Here is a 15,338-nt window from a genome sequence, read left to right as displayed (position 1 = left end):
CCACCGGCTCACAATCCGCTACGACCGCAAAGGAACTCACTATCTGGGCTTCCTGACGTTGGCGGCCACGCTCACCTGCTTCAAGAAGCTGGCGAAAGCAAAATCAGCCATGTGAGACATGGTCTTACTGGTCATCACCCGCCAGCCGAGGATTCGGCGTGAGTACACGTCGATGCACAACGCGGTGTAGCAGAACCCGGCCAGTGTCGGGCAGTAAGTGAAATCGGCGACCCACCACTGATCCGGCCGAACCGGTTGCGACCAGGACCGCCCGATCAGGTCCGGGTGCCGCGCGGGCTGGTCGCGGCCGAGGTTGTGGCCGGCGCGGCAGGCGGCGTGCCAGAGTTTGTGTATCCCGTAGACGCGCCGGTTGGCCGTCCACAACCGCGGCCATCGACTCGCCGTGCTCGCGGATCCGGTCCTGGTACATCCGTACTGCTCGAGCACGAGTCTCCTCGTCGAACTTCCGTGGTGCACCCATGACTGACAGTCTCCCTTGCTAAAACGGGAGCCTCCAACCAGTCCAGGACGGTTCATTCCTACCCCATCAGCGTTCGGGCACGCGCACGCCGCCATCGAATATCGGCGAGCCGGTTCTCTCGAATTCGTGCATCGGAATGTTGACCGAGCCGGCCAATGGATTCCGGCATGTGCTCGGCACGTGCCGGGTGTCGAGCACCATAACCCCGCGCCCGACGGCTTCGGCCAGCTCTACGGAGGTGGCGACCGGGTAGCTACCGGTTGCCGGTCAGGTCGAGTCCGTCAGCGATCGCTACAGCCCAGTAACGGTTTCGTCTAAGTTTCGAATCGAGGGGCACTGGGTCGATGCGATTAACAGAAAACCGAAAAATTCAGGACGACTATTACACCGCATCGACTTCGCACCAACGCATGCGGCACCGCGATACGCTGGCGGTGTAACCAATTATGTTGTGTCACAGTGGGATTGGTGAGCCCATTCACAAACGTGCGTGGTGAGCATCCGGAAACCTCCAATTTTTCCCCAGATGACCAACCGGAAACACGCCGAGCGTGAACTTGGTCCATCGGTGACCACCCGGACACCAGCGGGCGCACTGCCAATCACCGAATTCCCACCGACCACGCCCAGGAGACGAACCATGTCGGCACCCACCACATCGACCTCTGAGATCGACAAGGCGATCGAGGAGAACATCGCGAAATCGCTCGCCGAAATCCCGCACCCGGCCCTGCCGAAGGGCACCAGTATCTACGGCGGCACCAAGATCTTTCCCGACTATCAGGCGGAGGCAGGGGAAACCTATTTCACGCTGGTTCACGGCATCGCCCATGAATCGTCGGTGAGTTTCGTGGCCATCCTGCAGGCGACGCGCGCACTTCGCAAAGGTTTCGAATCCGCCATCTACTTCTACGGTCCCGGCGCGATCAACTGCCTTGCCACCCGCGGCTTTCCGACCACCGGCGACAGCGGGTTCCCCGGTGAGCAGAACATCAACGAGGCCCTCGCCACCTTCATCAAGGAGGGCGGGAAGGTGTTCGCCTGCCGGTTCGGTCTCGCCTTGCACGGTGCCCGCGAGGAGGACCTCATCGAAGGTGTGATCCCGGCGCATCCCCTGGACGTGCAGGACGCGCTGATCCACTACGCCCGCAAGGGCGCCATCATCAACTCCACCTACCAACTGTAGGCCGACCGTCATGACCGAGGTATCCACGCGAGTAGATCTCGCACTCTTGGGCATCCGCGTCGATGTGCCGGTGCAGCGCCGTTCCGGTGCCGGCCCCAGTGACGACGGTCATGTGCTGTTCGGGGGTGCCGGCGCTGCCATCCCCCTCCGCCCGGAGAGCCCATACACGATTCGTGCCGATCGGCTGCTCTACGAGGGCACCGATCTCGGCGTGACCGTCGAACCGGTGCGCCGACCCCGTTTCTACGACCTGCGCACGGCCGACGGCGTGGCGTACGAGCAGATCGCCAGACTGCACGGAAAGGATGTGCTGGCGACCACGGTGGTGCAGACCTGCATCCGCTACGGCGAAGACCAACGGTGCCGATTCTGTTCGGTCGAGGCATCTCTCGCGTCCGGCAGCACGATCGCCGTCAAGCGACCGGATCAGCTCGCCGAAGTCGCCGAGGCTGCAGTGCGGCTCGACGGTATCCGGCAGCTGGTGATGACCACCGGCACCTCGGCCGGAAAAGACCGTGGTGCAAGGCACCTCGCCCGCTGTGTGCGAGCCGTCAAGCAAGCGGTGCCGACCCTTCCGATCCAGGTGCAGTGCGAGCCCCCCGGCGACCTGGCGACTTTGAGCGAGCTACGCGACGCGGGAGCCGATGCGATCGGCATCCACGTCGAGTCGCTCGACGACCGAGTGCGTGCTCGATGGATGCCGGGAAAGTCCACCGTGCCGCTGTCCGACTACCGGGCAGCCTGGGCCGAAGCAGTGCGAGTGTTCGGCCGTAACCAGGTCTCCACCTATCTACTCGTCGGTCTGGGCGAAGACCCAGACGAATTGGTCTCGGGTGCGGCGGAACTCATCACCATGGGCGTGTATCCGTTCGTGGTGCCGTTCCGGCCGCTCGCGGGAACCCTGGCCGTCGACGTCGACGGTGCGATCCCGCCGACCGCGGCGGTCCTCGAGGACGTGACCCGGCGAGTGGCAGCGGAGCTACGTCGGGCCGACATGCTCGGCACGGACCAGAAGGCCGGATGCGCGGCGTGTGGGGCGTGCAGTGTGCTGCAGACCGCGGGAGGCTGAGATGACGACGACCGAACCGACTGCCGCACCCCGATCCTGGATCGACGAACTGTCCGGGGTAGGTGCTTCATCGCCGGATTACTGCGTCCTTTCCGGATATTCCTCCCCGGCCGACCCCGCACGCGGATTCCTCATCCAGCTCGCCGATACCCGACATGTCGCTGTCTATCGCGCATTGCGCCGACAGAACTTCGTTACAGAGCAGGGCTTGTTCGCAGGCAGCGACGCCGACGACATCGACGACGACCCCCGGGCCCAGATCCTGGTCGCGATCGCCCCGGACGGAGCCCTGCTGGGCGGAGTGCGCCTGGCACCGGCCACCGCCGAAGACCTCGGGTGGTGGACCGGCAGTCGATTGGTGGTGGACTGCGGGCGTCGCACCCGTGGTGTGGGCCGCGCGCTCGTGCAAGCGGCGTGCGCTTATGCCGAAACCCATAACGTTCTTCGGTTCGAGGCCACCGTGCAAACCCGCTACCGGTCGCTGTTCTCCCAGCTCGGGTGGACAGCGCTCGCCGAAACCACCGTGGCAGATACACCGCACATGAAGATGCGCTGGCCGATCGACCGAATCGAGCGGCTGGCGCGAACCACCAAGGCAATGCTCGGGCAAGCGCTGTCCGAGTTGGGCGATACACCGATGACACTGGGCGGCGCCGGATTCCGAGGCGATGACGGCGCACCGGTCCCGGGCTGCAACCTGGTCGCCGCGTGCGACGCGATCCTGCCCTCCATGGTCGAACGGGACCCGGAATGGGCCGGATGGTGTGCGGCCCTGGTCAACCTCAACGATCTCGCCGCGATGGGTGCAGAACCGATCGGCCTTCTCGACGCGGTCGCCGCGCCCACCCGGTCGCTGCTGACCCGGGTGCTCCGGGGCCTGGGTGCCGCCAGCCGTATCTGGGAGGTGCCGGTGCTGGGTGGCCACACTCAGTTGGGTGTCCCGGCGGCGCTGTCGGTCACCGCGCTCGGCCGTACCGCCCGGCCGGTGCCCGGAGGGGGCGGCGAGGTCGGCGACGAGCTCTGGCTGACCGCTGATCTGGGCGGCGGCTGGCGGTCTGGATATACCGGGCGACAATGGGATTCGTCGTCACACCGGAGCGGCACGGAATTGCGGGCACTGGGCCGGTTCGTCTCGGACACCGGTCCGAAGGCCGCGAAGGATGTCAGCATGGCCGGCATCGCCGGGACCGCGGGCATGCTCGCCGAGGCCAGCGGTGTCGGGGTCGAACTCGATGTGGCGCGCATCCCGCGCCCGCCGGGCGCCGAGTTGGCCGACTGGATCACCTGCTTCCCCGGCTTCGCGATGCTCACCGCCGATCGCCCCGGCACCCCCGTCAACCCGGTAGGCCCGGCGACGACCGCCGTGTGTGGCGTGCTCAGCGCGACTCCCGGCGTGCGGCTGCGTTGGCCTGACGGAGAAGTCACTCACGCGCTCGACAGCGCGGTAACCGGATTGGGACACTCATGACCGAACTATCGATCTCCGTGGCGGCCGCCGAATTCGGCCGCGACATGGAGGCGTGCTACGCCACCATCGGCTCGCTGATCGAACAGGCGCAGCAACGCGGTAGCCGATTACTGGTGCTGCCCGAGGCCTGCCTGGGCGGCTATCTGCCCAGCCTGGGCGGCGGTGGGGAGAGCGAGGAGGCCAAGCAGCGCCGTCTACGCAGTCTGCCGCCGGCGCTCACCCTCGACGGCCCGGAACTGCGCCGCATCGCGGCGATGGCGGGTGAACTCGTCGTCACTCTCGGATTTTGCGAAACCGATGGCGATCTCCGCTACAACGCCGCCGCGACACTCACCGGCGACGGGGTTCTGGGCTCCTACCGCAAGGTACATCAGCCGCTCGGCGAAAACCTCTGCTACGCTGCCGGATCCGAATATCGCGCCTTCGACACACCGGTCGGCCGCATGGGCATGCAGATCTGCTACGACAAGGCATTCCCCGAAGCCGCACGAGCGCTGGCACTGGACGGCGCGGAGATCATCACCTCGCTCTCGGCCTGGCCCACCGCCCGCACCGCCACCACCGAACGACTCGAAGACGACCGCTGGACCCAGCGCTTCGATATCTTCGACCGCGCTCGCGCAGTCGAGAACCAGGTGGTGTGGGTCGCGTCGAACCAGGCCGGGACGTTCGGCTCGTTGCGCTTCGTGTGCAGCGCCAAGATCGTCGGCCCCGGCGGCGACCTGCTCGCCACCACCGGTACCGAACCCGGTCTCGCCACCGCGACCGTCGACGTCGATCACGCACTCGAATTGGCACGCGGCGGCGGCATGTACAACCTGCGCGACCGACGCCCCGAGCTCTACCACAGCGTCGTCGCCCGCCATGGCGTGGTCGGGCAGCCCGCGGTGCCCGAAGAGCTGGAGGCGATCCATGCCTGAGGTGACATTCGACATCCGCTGGCCGGACGGCAATGTCCAGTCCTGCTATTCGCCCTCGCTGGTGATCCATGATCATCTGGCCACCGGCGTCGACTATCCGATCGACGACTTCCTGACCCGTGCATCGAGCGCTTTGAACAGCGCGGCCGAGCGGGTGCGCGAGAAGTTCGGCTTCTACTGCACCTCCGCCATGCAGACCCTGGACGCCATCCAAGCAAGCGCAGCACAGGCCCGGACATCACCGGGCACGGTACGCGTGCTGTCGATGACTCCGCCGTCGGTCGAGGCGGCAAAGGCCGGAGGAAAACCATGACCCCCAGACAGACTCGGGTACCACCGTGGAACACCGTGACGTCGTCGTGATAGGCGCGGGACAGGCCGGGCTCTCGATCAGCTGGCATCTGACCACTCGCGGCATCGACCATGTCGTCCTCGAGCGCGACACCATCGCCCATGAGTGGCGCGACACCCGCTGGGACAACTTCACTCTCGTCACTCCCAACTGGCAGTGCGTGCTGCCCGGTTACCGTTACAACGGACCCGACCCGCACGGCTTCATGAAACGCGATGAGGTCTACACATGGGTCCGCGCCTATGCCGACACTTTCGATCCGCCGGTTCGCGAACACGTCGCCGTCACCGCGGTCACGGTATCGGTCGACGGCGGCTTCGACATCCAGACAACCTCGGGCCCACTGCATTCCGATCAGGTGGTGGTCGCAGTAGGCGGTTACCACACGCCGATCGTGCCCCGCTTCGCCGAGCGGATGCCGAGCTCGATCCAGCAACTCCACTCCGCCGAATACCGCAGCCCTGCGGACCTGCCCGACGGCGCCGTCCTCATCGTCGGTACCGGCCAATCAGGAGCACAGATCGCCGAGGACCTCCATCTGGAGGGTCGGCGGGTACATCTCGCGGTCGGGACCGCGCCCCGGGTCGCCCGCTTCTACAGGGGCCGCGATTGCGTCGCATGGCTGGAGGACATGGGCCACTACGACATCCCGATCGAAGATCAGCCGGGTGGACTGGGCAAGCGGGAGAACACCAACCACTACGTCACCGGTCGAGACGGCGGCCGCGATATCGACCTGCGCCAATTCGCGGTCGAGGGGATGGCGCTCTACGGCAGGATGGTCGATGTCGCCGACGGCACAGCGTACTTCGCGCCGTCGCTGGAGCGGGACCTCGATGCCGCCGACGCCGTCGCCGAGAGCATCAAGGACTCCATCGACACCTATATCGCCCGTGCTGGTATCGCCGCGCCCACCGAACCGCGGTACCGCCCGGTGTGGCGTCCGCAGCGTGAGATCACCGAACTCGATCTGTCGGCAAGCAATATCACGTCGATAGTGTGGTCGGTCGGGTTCCGCACCAACTACCGGTGGCTGCGCGTCGGCGTCTTCGACGGTGAGGGTCACCCGTGCCACAACCGCGGCGTCACGACCACGCCCGGGCTGTACTTTCTCGGGCTGCCCTGGCTGCACACCTGGGGCTCGGGCCGCTTCGCCGCCATCGCCCGCGACGCCGAGCACCTCTCCGGGCAGATCACCGCCATCGCCCGCACCACCGCGGCGGCCTGAGGCGGACCCCATGACCGTCACCCGAATAGCCGCTATCGCAGCACATTTCGGCGCAGACATCGCCCGCGCTCTGGACAAGATCGCCGGTATCATCGACCGGCTCACCCAGGACGGCGTCGACCTGCTCGTGCTACCCGATGCGAGCCTCGGCGGCTACATCGGAGACCTCCGCAACCCGGATCCAGCCGCCGGGCCTGAGGCCATCGACCCCGATGGACCCGAGTTCCGGCTGTTGTGCCGGTTGGCCGGGGATATGACGATCTGCGTCGGCTATGCCGAACATGCAGACGGTGCCCGCTACAACGCCGCAGTGTGCCTCACCGGCGACGGGGTGCTCGGCCGCCACCGCAAAGTACACCAGCCGGCCGGCGAACACCTCGCGTATGCGGCTGGAGATCGCTTCGCGGCTTTTGATACCCCGGTCGGCCGGATCGGCATGCTCATCGACTACGATAAGACGTTCCCGGAATCCGCGCGAGCTCTCGCTCTCGACGGTGCCCGCACCATCGCGGCGCTGTCGGCCTGGCCAGCCAGCGTCACCGATCGCGCCTCCCGGCTGCCCAACGATCGGCAATCCCGCCTCTTCGACCTGTACGACCAGGCCCGCGCCGCCGAGAACCAGGTTGTTCTCGCATCGTCCAATCAAACCGGAATCACTGGCAACCTGCGTTTCCTCGGCCAAGCCAAAGTGGTCGGCCCCGGCGGTGACATCCTCGCCAAAACCTGGTCCAAGGGCGGCCTCGCGGTGGCGGACCTCGACATCGATGCCGAGGTCGAGCGAGCCCGGCGCGTCCTGCGGCACCTGGACGAACGCCGTGTCGACGCCTACCACAACTTGATGACCGAAAAGAGCGGCTACTGATGCGGATCGCACTTCTCACGTACTCCACCAAACCCCGTGGAGGGGTCGTGCATACGCTCAATCTCGCCGAGTCGCTCGCCCGGCTCGGCGCGGATGTCACCGTATGGACGCTCGGACGTGGCGGGGATGCCGCCTTCTTCCGCCCCGTGGATTCCTCCGTGACAGTTCGCGTCGTTCCCTTCACCAGTGCCGACGGCGAACAGGTCGGGACGCGAATCATGCGCTCCATAGACGTACTGCGGCAGGCGTTCACTCCCGAGGACTACGACATCGTGCACGCACAGGACTGCATCAGCGCCAACGCCGTCGACTGCCGCATCCGCACCATCCACCACCTCGACAACTTCACCACCCCCGAACTCGCCCGCTGCCATGAACGCGCCATCGTCGAGCCTTACGCACACATCTGCGTGTCGGCCGCCGTCGCGGCCGAGGTTCAGGCCGGTTGGGGTCTGCGCCCCACCGTGATTCCCAATGGCGTCGAATACGACCGCTTCGCGTCCGCCGCAGATGACTCTCCCGACGCCACGGATGCCCGCGCCGCCTGGCGACGCCGACTCGGACGATACATCGTGGCCGTCGGCGGCATCGAACCCCGCAAAGGCAGCATCGACCTGCTCGAGGCGTTCGCCCTGCTACGGCACGACCATCCAGACCTGCACCTCGTCTTCGCAGGCGGCGAAACACTCTTCGACTACCGCGACTACCGGTACCAGTTCAATGCTCGCGCAACCGAACTCGACATCCGCCCCACCATCCTCGGCACCGTCCCACACACCGAACTCCCCGCACTCGTGGCGGCATCGACCCTCCTCCCGTTCTTCTCCACCAAAGAGGGATTCGGGCTCGCCGCCATGGAAGCCCTTGCCGCCGGAGTCCCAGTCGTTGCACGCGATCTCCCGGTGCTGCGCGAGGTATTCGGCGAGGCTATCAGCTACGCGGCCACTCCCGCCGAGCTGGCCGCAGAACTCGCGCGAGCGTTGGTTCCCGACCCGTGCCGCACCGAGCACGGCAAAGCCCTCGCCGCCCTGTTCAGCTGGGACCGAACGGCCCGAGCCCACCTCGAGTTCTACCGCACTCATTCCACAGCAGTACCGCCCCGAATGCTCACCACACACCGCTGAACCAGAGAACATGGAAATCCCGACCGACCTCGTGAACATCCTTCGGTCGGCTCGGCCCGAATACCGTAAGTCAAGGCCGAGGAGACCGTCGTTTTCGGACTCGACGGCACGACCTATTAGATCGACCTGTCTGTTCTCAACGCCAGCGCGCTCCGCGGGTTCTTCGAGCAGTGGACACCGGATGCACGCAAGGTCGGGCGGATCCCCAAGGGCAAGAGCGTGGCCCGGCCGGCGACAAGTCGCGAGCAGACCCAGGCGATCCGTGAGTGGGCCCGCCAGAACGGCTACGAGGTTTTTAGCCGCGGACGGATTCAGGCGGACATCATCGAGGCGTACAAGAAGGCGAACGAGTAGTCGTTCGCGCGGCCACTGCTGCTTGACCGCATTGACCCTTCGAATACCAGCACCGGACGAACGCAGGAGCTTCCGCCGCCGCAGTAGTCCATGCTCCGACAGGTTGACCGCCTGAGCACGCCACACAATGGCTTTGCCGATGGCAACGGCTGCGATGTCTTGGTGCATTGGCGTCGTGGATTGTCACGTCCTCGATCTAATCGGCCAGCACCTAAGGCTTCGCCTGCCCGAGATCAGCCAGGACCCGCTCGTAGAGTATGACTGCGGTAAGCAGCATCAAAAGAGCAGGCCGACGGCGGTTGAGCTCCGATGCGTACCCCGCCCCTTCCGGATTCGCCAGATCTCCTCCAGCACAGCCCGACTGGCGGTCACCGCTGCGCCCGCCGTCGCCCTGCTGCAGCTCGCCATGCAAACACCACGGGAGAGCGTTGCTCCCAGGCGACGCATACCCAGAAATCCTGAAAATGGTGATGGGCACCTTATCGGGGCGCTACACGTGGCCACGCGCCTACCGGTTCGCGGCCCCGAAAGGATGCGGTACGACGCTGGCCAGCGTGATCCATTCGCGGTCGAGCCTGCGGGCCGAGTTGAGGGGCGCGTTGACAAAGACAAAGAGCCCCTGCTCCGGATCCTCGGCAGGCACTCGTTGGACTCGGTGCTGGACTTCATCGATCATGCGGAGTTTTCCGGATTTGGGACTGTCGAGCTGCACGAGCTGGTGTCGCTACATCAGCAAACACGCTGGCATTCGGCGCGGTTTGGGGTAGAGCTGCCGAACAGGCCGCATCCGCCAACGCCCTCTGAGGAGCCGACGGAAGAGGAGCAGCGATACATCGCGAAGCTTCTGGTCGCGTATGCCGAACGGCACGGTGATGAGTTCGCACCGAGCCTGGCTGCTCACCACAAATTTTCGACGGCGTCGTTGACGTTCACGACGCCAACCATGCCGACGGCCTCGAACGCTTGCTCAAGGTCACACGTGCGGCGCATGGGTCCGCTGAAGTCCCGGAGAGGCGGGGGAGCTCAGCCCAGCTTGTTGTAGGCCAGCGAGAGCGCCGACTTCTTGTTCGCGGCCTGGTTGGCGTGGATGGCACCCTTGGAGGCGGCCTTGTCCAGGCTGCGGCTCGCGACGCGCAGCAGCTCCAGCGCCTGGTCCTTCTCGCCCGCCGTGGCGGCCTCGCGGAACTTGCGGATCGAAGTGCGCAGCGCGGACTTGACCGACTGGTTGCGCTGCCGCGCCGCCTCGTTGGTACGGATCCGCTTCAGCTGGGACTTGATGTTGGCGACGCCTGTTCCTCGTGTTCCTTCGCTAGGTGGTGGGTATTGCTCGGTGCAAAGTCTGCGGGCGCGCTCGCGACGATCCGGGGCACGGAAGGTGTAGCGCTGCGCCGACGATCGAGACTGCCGGGCGGGCCGGTACGACCGGAAATCGTCCGGCAGCGGGCCCAGCGTGGCGCAAGAAATTTACATGAGCCTCACAGTGTGTGCCGCTGCGTGTTGCACGCTGTTCGAATGACTCCCACCGCCGCCGTGCCCACGCCGCCGTCGTCCGCTGGAGTGCGCGGCAGTCGTGCGGGAGTGTTCGAGGATTATCGTCCCGGCCGCTACGACGGGGCCTACGACGAGATGTTCGACGCCACGGGCCGGGTGCGCACCCCCTATCGCGGCATATTCTCCGCGCTGGCCCCGATCGATGTGGCGGATTTGGCGGGCCGGGCCGAGGCGCTCGGCCGCGCGTTCATCGACCAGGGCATCACGTTCTCGCTGTCGGGCCAGGAGCGGCCCTTCCCGCTCGATCTGGTGCCGCGGGTGATCGCGGCGGCGGAGTGGAGCAAACTCGAGCGCGGTATCGCCCAGCGGGTGACGGCGCTCGAGCTGTTCCTCGCCGACGTGTACGGCGAACAGACCATCCTGCGCGACCGAGTGATCCCGAAGCGGTTGGTCACCTCCTGTCAGCACTTCCACCGCGAGGCCGCCGGTATCGTGCCGCCGAACGGGGTGCGGATCCATGTCGCCGGTATCGATCTGATCCGCGACGAGCGCGGTGAGTTCCGGGTGCTGGAGGACAATCTGCGCTCTCCATCGGGCGTGTCGTATGTGATGGAGAACCGGCGCACGATGGCGCGGGTCTTCCCGGATCTGTTCTTCTCCCACCGCGTGCACGCCGTCGGCGACTATCCGAGTCACCTGCTGCGGGCCCTGCGCTCGGCCGCCGCGCCGAACGAGGCCGACCCGACGGTGGTGGTGCTGACCCCGGGCGTCCACAACTCCGCCTACTTCGAACATTCCCTGCTGGCCCGGCAGATGGGTGTGGAGCTGGTGGAGGGCCGCGACCTGTTCTGCCGCGACAACGTGGTGTACATGCGGACGACGGCGGGGGAGCGGCAGGTCGACGTCATCTACCGCCGCATCGACGACGCGTTCCTGGACCCGATGCATCTGCGGCCGGATTCGGTGCTCGGGGTCGCGGGCATCGTCAACGCCGCCCGCGCCGGCAATGTGGTCATCGCCAATGCGGTCGGCAACGGCGTCGGCGACGACAAGCTCACCTACACCTATGTGCCGACGATCATCGAGTACTACCTGGGTGAGAAGCCGATCCTGCCGAATGTCGACACGCTGCGCTGCTGGCTGCCGGAGGAGCGTGAGCAGGTGCTCGATCGCATCGGCGAGCTGGTGATCAAGCCGGTGGAGGGTTCCGGCGGCTACGGCATCGTGATCGGCCCGGACGCCACCGCGAAGGAGCTGGCGGCCACTCGCCGCAAGATCCGGGCGAATCCGCGGGGGTGGATCGCGCAGCCCGTGGTGCAGTTGTCCACGGTGCCCACCAAGATCGGCAACGAGCTGCTGCCGCGCCACGTCGACCTGCGGCCCTTCGCGGTCAACGACGGCGACGGGGTGTGGGTGCTGCCCGGCGGGCTGACCCGGGTGGCACTGCCGGAGGGATCGCTGGTGGTGAATTCCAGCCAGGGCGGCGGCAGCAAGGACACCTGGGTGCTCGCACCGCGCACCTCGGCGGCGGCACGCGAGCTGGCGGGCGTGGAGCTGGTCGGCGAGCCCGCCGAAGCGCAGCAACGGGAGCTGGGCCGGGAACTCACCGCCAACCAGGCAAACCAGCAACAACAGCAACAACAGCAACAACAGCAAGGGTGAGAGAGTCGGTGAGCGAAATATGCTGGCCCGCAATGCCGAATCCCTCTATTGGATCGGCCGCTACGTCGAACGTGCCGACGATACCGCCAGGATCCTGGACGTCGCCGTCCATCAGCTGCTGGAGGACGCCACCGTCGACCCGGACCGCACCTCGCGCGTGCTGTTGCGGGTCCTGGGCATCGAACCGGCGGACGGGCAGGAGCTCGACGTCTGGTCGGTGACGAATCTGGTCGCGTTCAGCCAGGAACACGGCGGCTCCATTATCGACTCGATCGCGAAGGCCCGCGAAAACGCCCGCGGCGCACGCGAAGTCACGTCCAGCGAGATGTGGGAATGCCTCAACGCCACCTACAACGGCCTGGCCGCGGCCGAGACGGCGGCGCGGGCGCTGGGCCCGCACGAGTTCTTCCACTACATCAAGGGCCGGGCCGCCATGTTCGCCGGCCTGTCCGATTCCACGCTCAGCCGCGACGACGGCTACCGCTTCCTGCTGCTCGGCCGATCCATCGAACGTGTGGACATGACGGTGCGGCTGCTGCTGTCGCGTGCCGGTGACCGCACGTCCTCGCCCGCCTGGGTCACGGTGCTGCGCTCGGCCGGCGCGCACGACAGTTATCTGCGCACCCATCGCGGCGCGCTGGATGCCAATCTGGTCGCCGAATTCATCCTGCTGGACCGGCTTTTCCCGCGCTCGGTGTTCCACTCGCTGCGAGTGGCCGAGAAATGCCTGCGGGAACTGGATCAGCGCCCCAACAGCCGCTTCGCCGCCCGGCACGAGGCGCAGCGGCTGCTCGGCCGCGGCCGCAGTGAACTGGAGTTCCTGCCGCCCGGAATCCTGCTCGAGGATTTGCAGACCCGGCTGCTGCTGCTCCAGATGACGTGCCGCGAGGTGAGCGAGGCCATTTCGATGCAGTACTTCCACGCCGCCCCCTGGGTGGCGTGGACGGATCTGCGCAGCAGCCACGATCGGCGGGCGGAGGAAGTGTGAGCTGGCGGATGCGAGTGGTGCACACCACCGGATATGTCTACGACGCCCCGGTCACCCGGTCGTTCAACGAGGCCCGGCTGACGCCGCGCGCCGACAGCCGGCAGAACGTGATCCTGAACCGGGTCGAAACCGTGCCGTCGACGCGGTCCTACCGCTACACCGACTACTGGGGTACCGCGGTGACGGCGTTCGATCTACACGCCCCGCACACCGAACTGGAGGTCACCGGCTCCTCGGTGGTGGAGACCGAGCCGTTCGCCGGTCCCGCCGACGAGTTGTCCTGGGCGGAACTGCACAACGACGTCGTCTCCGACCGGTTCGATGAACTGCTCGCGCCCACCGGGTATGTGCCGCGGGATCGGCGGCTGGCCTCGGTCGCGCGGCAGCTCGCGCGCGGCGTGGAGCCCGCGAAAGCCGTCGTGCGCGCCGCCGAATGGGTGTACAGCGAGATGGATTACATCGCCGGCACCACCTCGGTGCAAACCTCGGCGGTGCAGGCGTTCGCCGAACGGCAAGGCGTCTGCCAGGATTACGCACACCTGACCCTGGTGCTGTTGCGCAGTATGGGCATTCCGAGCCGCTACGTGTCGGGCTACCTGCACCCGCAGCCCGCGGTGGAGATCGGCCGGACCGTGGCCGGTCAGTCGCACGCCTGGATCGAGGCGTGGACCGGTGGCTGGTGGGGTTACGACCCGACGAACAACATCGCCATCGGCGAACAGCACGCCTCCATCGGCGTCGGCCGCGACTATGCCGACGTGCCGCCGCTGAAGGGCATCTTCTCCGGCAGCGGCTCGACCGACCTCGAAGTCGTCGTGGAGATAACCCGGCTCGCATAACAGACACACCCGCGAAATCGCCCAGCGCGGCACGTCATTGGCGTAGCGTCCGAATCGACCAGCACGGACGTAGCCGTCGCCAGGACCGGTCGCAACCGCGTGATCACTACAGGACTGAATCGCCCCGGTGAGTTCGGAGACTTTGATGTACCCCGGTTTCCGCGGAGTCGGGAGACTTGACTCTAGGCCACGGTTGGATGGACTGCTGCATCCTCTCGTATTCGATCGGGGTGCGCATGCCGAGGGCCGAATGTCGGCGCTGACGGTTGTGGAAGATCTCGAGGTATTCGAAGATCGCGTTGGCCAGCTCGATCCGAGTTTTCCACCGTTGCCGGTTCAGTAGCTCGGTTTGCATTCTGCCCCAAAATGATTCGATGACGGCGTTGTCGTAGCAGTCGCCGAACGCCCCCATGACCGGCGCTCGAACCATGCCGTCTCATCCCCGGGTCGGGGTAGTCGGTCATGGCATTGGCCGAGCATCGACCTGCCGGGTCCCGGCGTTCTCGTCGGTACTGCTTGACGGCTCATAGCGTCACAGCAGCTCGATGAATTCCGTCCCTGCCAGGTCGTCGCTCGCGGTGTCCTTGAGTGCGACGCCGGAGCGGCCGAGCCTGCGTGCCCCCGCCACCAGCGCGGCGGTGATGGCCGCAGCCCGGCGGTAGTCGAGTCCTGCGGGTGGGTGGATGTTGGAGATGCAGTTGCGGTCGGCATCGGTGCGGCCCGGCTGCGGCAGGTGGGTGAGGTAGATGCCGAGGCTGTCGGCGACCGAGAGACCGGGCCGCTCGCCGATCAGCATGATCAGGGTGCGCACGCCGAGGGCCGCGCCGATGTGGTCGCCCAGCGCGACCCGTGCCTGCACGGCCAGCACCGGCGGGGCGAGGCTGTAGTGCGGCCGCAATTCGTCGGTCAGGGCCTGCAGCAGGCCTTGGCCGTGTTCGTCGAGTGCGCGCGGGGACAGCCCATCGGCCATGACGATGCCAACATCGGCGCCGCTATGGGACAGCGGTGACAGGTCGGCCGGGGTGCGGCCCAGATCGGGCCGGCGCAGATATTCGCCGCGGTCGCTCGCGTTGCTGCGCACGACGGCGGGGGCGCCGAGGCCCAGACCGGTGATCCGCTCGGCGAACGAGGCGACGTCGAACGGCAGGTGCACGGCGTCGCGGGCGCCGGCGTGCGCGGCGCTGAACTCCAGCACCCGCTTGGTGGGCAAGGCGTTACCGGTGCGACCCAGCCCGATCCTGGCCTGGGTCGTACGACGCAGCGGAGCCCACACGTCCTGCGGGGAGTCGGCGGATTTGTCGATCTCCAATGGAA

At 66.6% G+C, this 15,338-nt stretch carries 14 protein-coding genes and 3 pseudogenes; 12 read left to right on the top strand and 5 right to left on the bottom strand.

Annotated features, from left to right (window positions below; genetic code table 11):
• Positions 1-39 precede the first annotated feature (39 nt).
• Positions 40-294: pseudogene (locus IU459_RS32020) on the bottom strand (DDE-type integrase/transposase/recombinase); the annotation flags it as partial.
• A gap of 827 nt (positions 295-1,121) precedes the next feature.
• Here IU459_RS32020 and IU459_RS32015 point away from each other — a divergent pair.
• The 9 genes and pseudogenes from IU459_RS32015 to IU459_RS31975 form a co-directional block, all read left to right on the top strand.
• Positions 1,122-1,667, top strand: coding sequence for an MSMEG_0572/Sll0783 family nitrogen starvation response protein (locus tag IU459_RS32015; protein ID WP_039804722.1), 546 nt, complete (start codon positions 1,122-1,124; stop codon positions 1,665-1,667).
• Positions 1,668-1,677: 10 nt separating this feature from the next.
• A complete protein-coding gene (locus tag IU459_RS32010) occupies positions 1,678-2,736 on the top strand; it encodes an MSMEG_0568 family radical SAM protein (RefSeq protein ID WP_195104324.1) in 1,059 nt (352 codons plus the stop codon).
• A gap of 40 nt (positions 2,737-2,776) precedes the next feature.
• On the top strand, positions 2,777-4,204 hold the full coding sequence (locus tag IU459_RS32005) for an MSMEG_0567/sll0787 family protein (protein ID WP_440446550.1): 1,428 nt from the start codon (positions 2,777-2,779) through the stop codon (positions 4,202-4,204).
• Positions 4,201-5,124: a carbon-nitrogen hydrolase family protein gene (locus tag IU459_RS32000; RefSeq protein WP_195104322.1), complete on the top strand. Its 924-nt coding sequence runs from the start codon at positions 4,201-4,203 to the stop codon at positions 5,122-5,124. The genes IU459_RS32005 and IU459_RS32000 overlap by 4 nt, the downstream gene beginning before the upstream one ends.
• A complete protein-coding gene (locus IU459_RS31995; protein WP_195133318.1) occupies positions 5,117-5,437 on the top strand; it encodes an MSMEG_0570 family nitrogen starvation response protein in 321 nt (106 codons plus the stop codon). The genes IU459_RS32000 and IU459_RS31995 overlap by 8 nt, the downstream gene beginning before the upstream one ends.
• Positions 5,438-5,462: 25 nt before the next feature.
• Positions 5,463-6,704: an MSMEG_0569 family flavin-dependent oxidoreductase gene (locus IU459_RS31990; RefSeq protein ID WP_195133317.1), complete on the top strand. Its 1,242-nt coding sequence runs from the start codon at positions 5,463-5,465 to the stop codon at positions 6,702-6,704.
• Between the two features lie 10 nt (positions 6,705-6,714).
• Complete coding sequence (locus IU459_RS31985; RefSeq protein ID WP_195133316.1) at positions 6,715-7,566, top strand: carbon-nitrogen hydrolase family protein; 852 nt, start codon at positions 6,715-6,717, stop codon at positions 7,564-7,566.
• Positions 7,566-8,690 carry an MSMEG_0565 family glycosyltransferase gene (locus IU459_RS31980; RefSeq protein ID WP_195133315.1) on the top strand — a complete coding sequence of 375 codons (1,125 nt, stop codon included), beginning with the start codon at positions 7,566-7,568 and terminating at the stop codon, positions 8,688-8,690. Before IU459_RS31985 ends, IU459_RS31980 begins: the two co-directional genes overlap by 1 nt.
• A gap of 75 nt (positions 8,691-8,765) precedes the next feature.
• Positions 8,766-9,044, top strand: a pseudogene (locus tag IU459_RS31975) (histone-like nucleoid-structuring protein Lsr2); the annotation flags it as partial.
• Positions 9,045-9,552: 508 nt separating this feature from the next.
• On the opposite strand, the gene IU459_RS31970 reads toward IU459_RS31975, so the two are convergent.
• Both IU459_RS31970 and rpsT read right to left on the bottom strand, forming a co-directional pair.
• On the bottom strand, positions 9,553-9,720 hold the full coding sequence (locus IU459_RS31970; RefSeq protein WP_195133314.1) for a hypothetical protein: 168 nt from the start codon (positions 9,718-9,720) through the stop codon (positions 9,553-9,555).
• Between the two features lie 347 nt (positions 9,721-10,067).
• Positions 10,068-10,322, bottom strand: a complete 255-nt coding sequence (gene rpsT / locus IU459_RS31965) for a 30S ribosomal protein S20 (RefSeq protein WP_195133323.1) — start codon at positions 10,320-10,322, stop codon at positions 10,068-10,070.
• 234 nt (positions 10,323-10,556) lie between these two features.
• Here rpsT and IU459_RS31960 point away from each other — a divergent pair, with 234 nt between their 5' ends.
• Genes IU459_RS31960 through IU459_RS31950 form a run of 3 tightly spaced genes read left to right on the top strand, consistent with a single transcriptional unit; the run spans position 10,557 to position 14,024 of the window.
• Positions 10,557-12,197 carry a circularly permuted type 2 ATP-grasp protein gene (locus IU459_RS31960; RefSeq protein ID WP_195133313.1) on the top strand — a complete coding sequence of 547 codons (1,641 nt, stop codon included), beginning with the start codon at positions 10,557-10,559 and terminating at the stop codon, positions 12,195-12,197.
• A 19-nt stretch (positions 12,198-12,216) separates the two neighbouring features.
• Positions 12,217-13,185, top strand: coding sequence for an alpha-E domain-containing protein (locus tag IU459_RS31955; protein ID WP_195133312.1), 969 nt, complete (start codon positions 12,217-12,219; stop codon positions 13,183-13,185).
• 8 nt (positions 13,186-13,193) lie between these two features.
• On the top strand, positions 13,194-14,024 hold the full coding sequence (locus IU459_RS31950; protein WP_195133322.1) for a transglutaminase family protein: 831 nt from the start codon (positions 13,194-13,196) through the stop codon (positions 14,022-14,024).
• A 214-nt stretch (positions 14,025-14,238) separates the two neighbouring features.
• On the opposite strand, the pseudogene IU459_RS38860 reads toward IU459_RS31950, so the two are convergent.
• Both IU459_RS38860 and eutC read right to left on the bottom strand, forming a co-directional pair.
• Positions 14,239-14,442, bottom strand: a pseudogene (locus tag IU459_RS38860) (integrase core domain-containing protein); the annotation flags it as partial.
• Between the two features lie 114 nt (positions 14,443-14,556).
• Positions 14,557-15,333, bottom strand: coding sequence for an ethanolamine ammonia-lyase subunit EutC (gene eutC, locus IU459_RS31940; protein WP_228838816.1), 777 nt, complete (start codon positions 15,331-15,333; stop codon positions 14,557-14,559).
• Positions 15,334-15,338: the final 5 nt, after the last annotated feature.

Origin of the sequence: Nocardia amamiensis, from assembly GCF_015477605.1 — a bacterium.
Lineage (GTDB): Bacteria > Actinomycetota > Actinomycetes > Mycobacteriales > Mycobacteriaceae > Nocardia > Nocardia amamiensis_A.
This window is presented reverse-complemented; position numbering and strand designations above follow the sequence as displayed.

Coding starts and splice junctions, on each gene's coding strand:
- IU459_RS31995 (WP_195133318.1), top strand. CDS start 5,117: ATGCCTGAGGTGACATTCGACATCCGCTGGCCGGACGGCAATGTCCAG.
- IU459_RS31970 (WP_195133314.1), bottom strand. CDS start 9,720: ATGATCGATGAAGTCCAGCACCGAGTCCAACGAGTGCCTGCCGAGGAT.
- IU459_RS31985 (WP_195133316.1), top strand. CDS start 6,715: ATGACCGTCACCCGAATAGCCGCTATCGCAGCACATTTCGGCGCAGAC.
- IU459_RS31950 (WP_195133322.1), top strand. CDS start 13,194: ATGCGAGTGGTGCACACCACCGGATATGTCTACGACGCCCCGGTCACC.
- IU459_RS31980 (WP_195133315.1), top strand. CDS start 7,566: ATGCGGATCGCACTTCTCACGTACTCCACCAAACCCCGTGGAGGGGTC.
- IU459_RS32015 (WP_039804722.1), top strand. CDS start 1,122: ATGTCGGCACCCACCACATCGACCTCTGAGATCGACAAGGCGATCGAG.
- IU459_RS31960 (WP_195133313.1), top strand. CDS start 10,557: ATGACTCCCACCGCCGCCGTGCCCACGCCGCCGTCGTCCGCTGGAGTG.
- IU459_RS32000 (WP_195104322.1), top strand. CDS start 4,201: ATGACCGAACTATCGATCTCCGTGGCGGCCGCCGAATTCGGCCGCGAC.
- IU459_RS31955 (WP_195133312.1), top strand. CDS start 12,217: ATGCTGGCCCGCAATGCCGAATCCCTCTATTGGATCGGCCGCTACGTC.
- IU459_RS32010 (WP_195104324.1), top strand. CDS start 1,678: ATGACCGAGGTATCCACGCGAGTAGATCTCGCACTCTTGGGCATCCGC.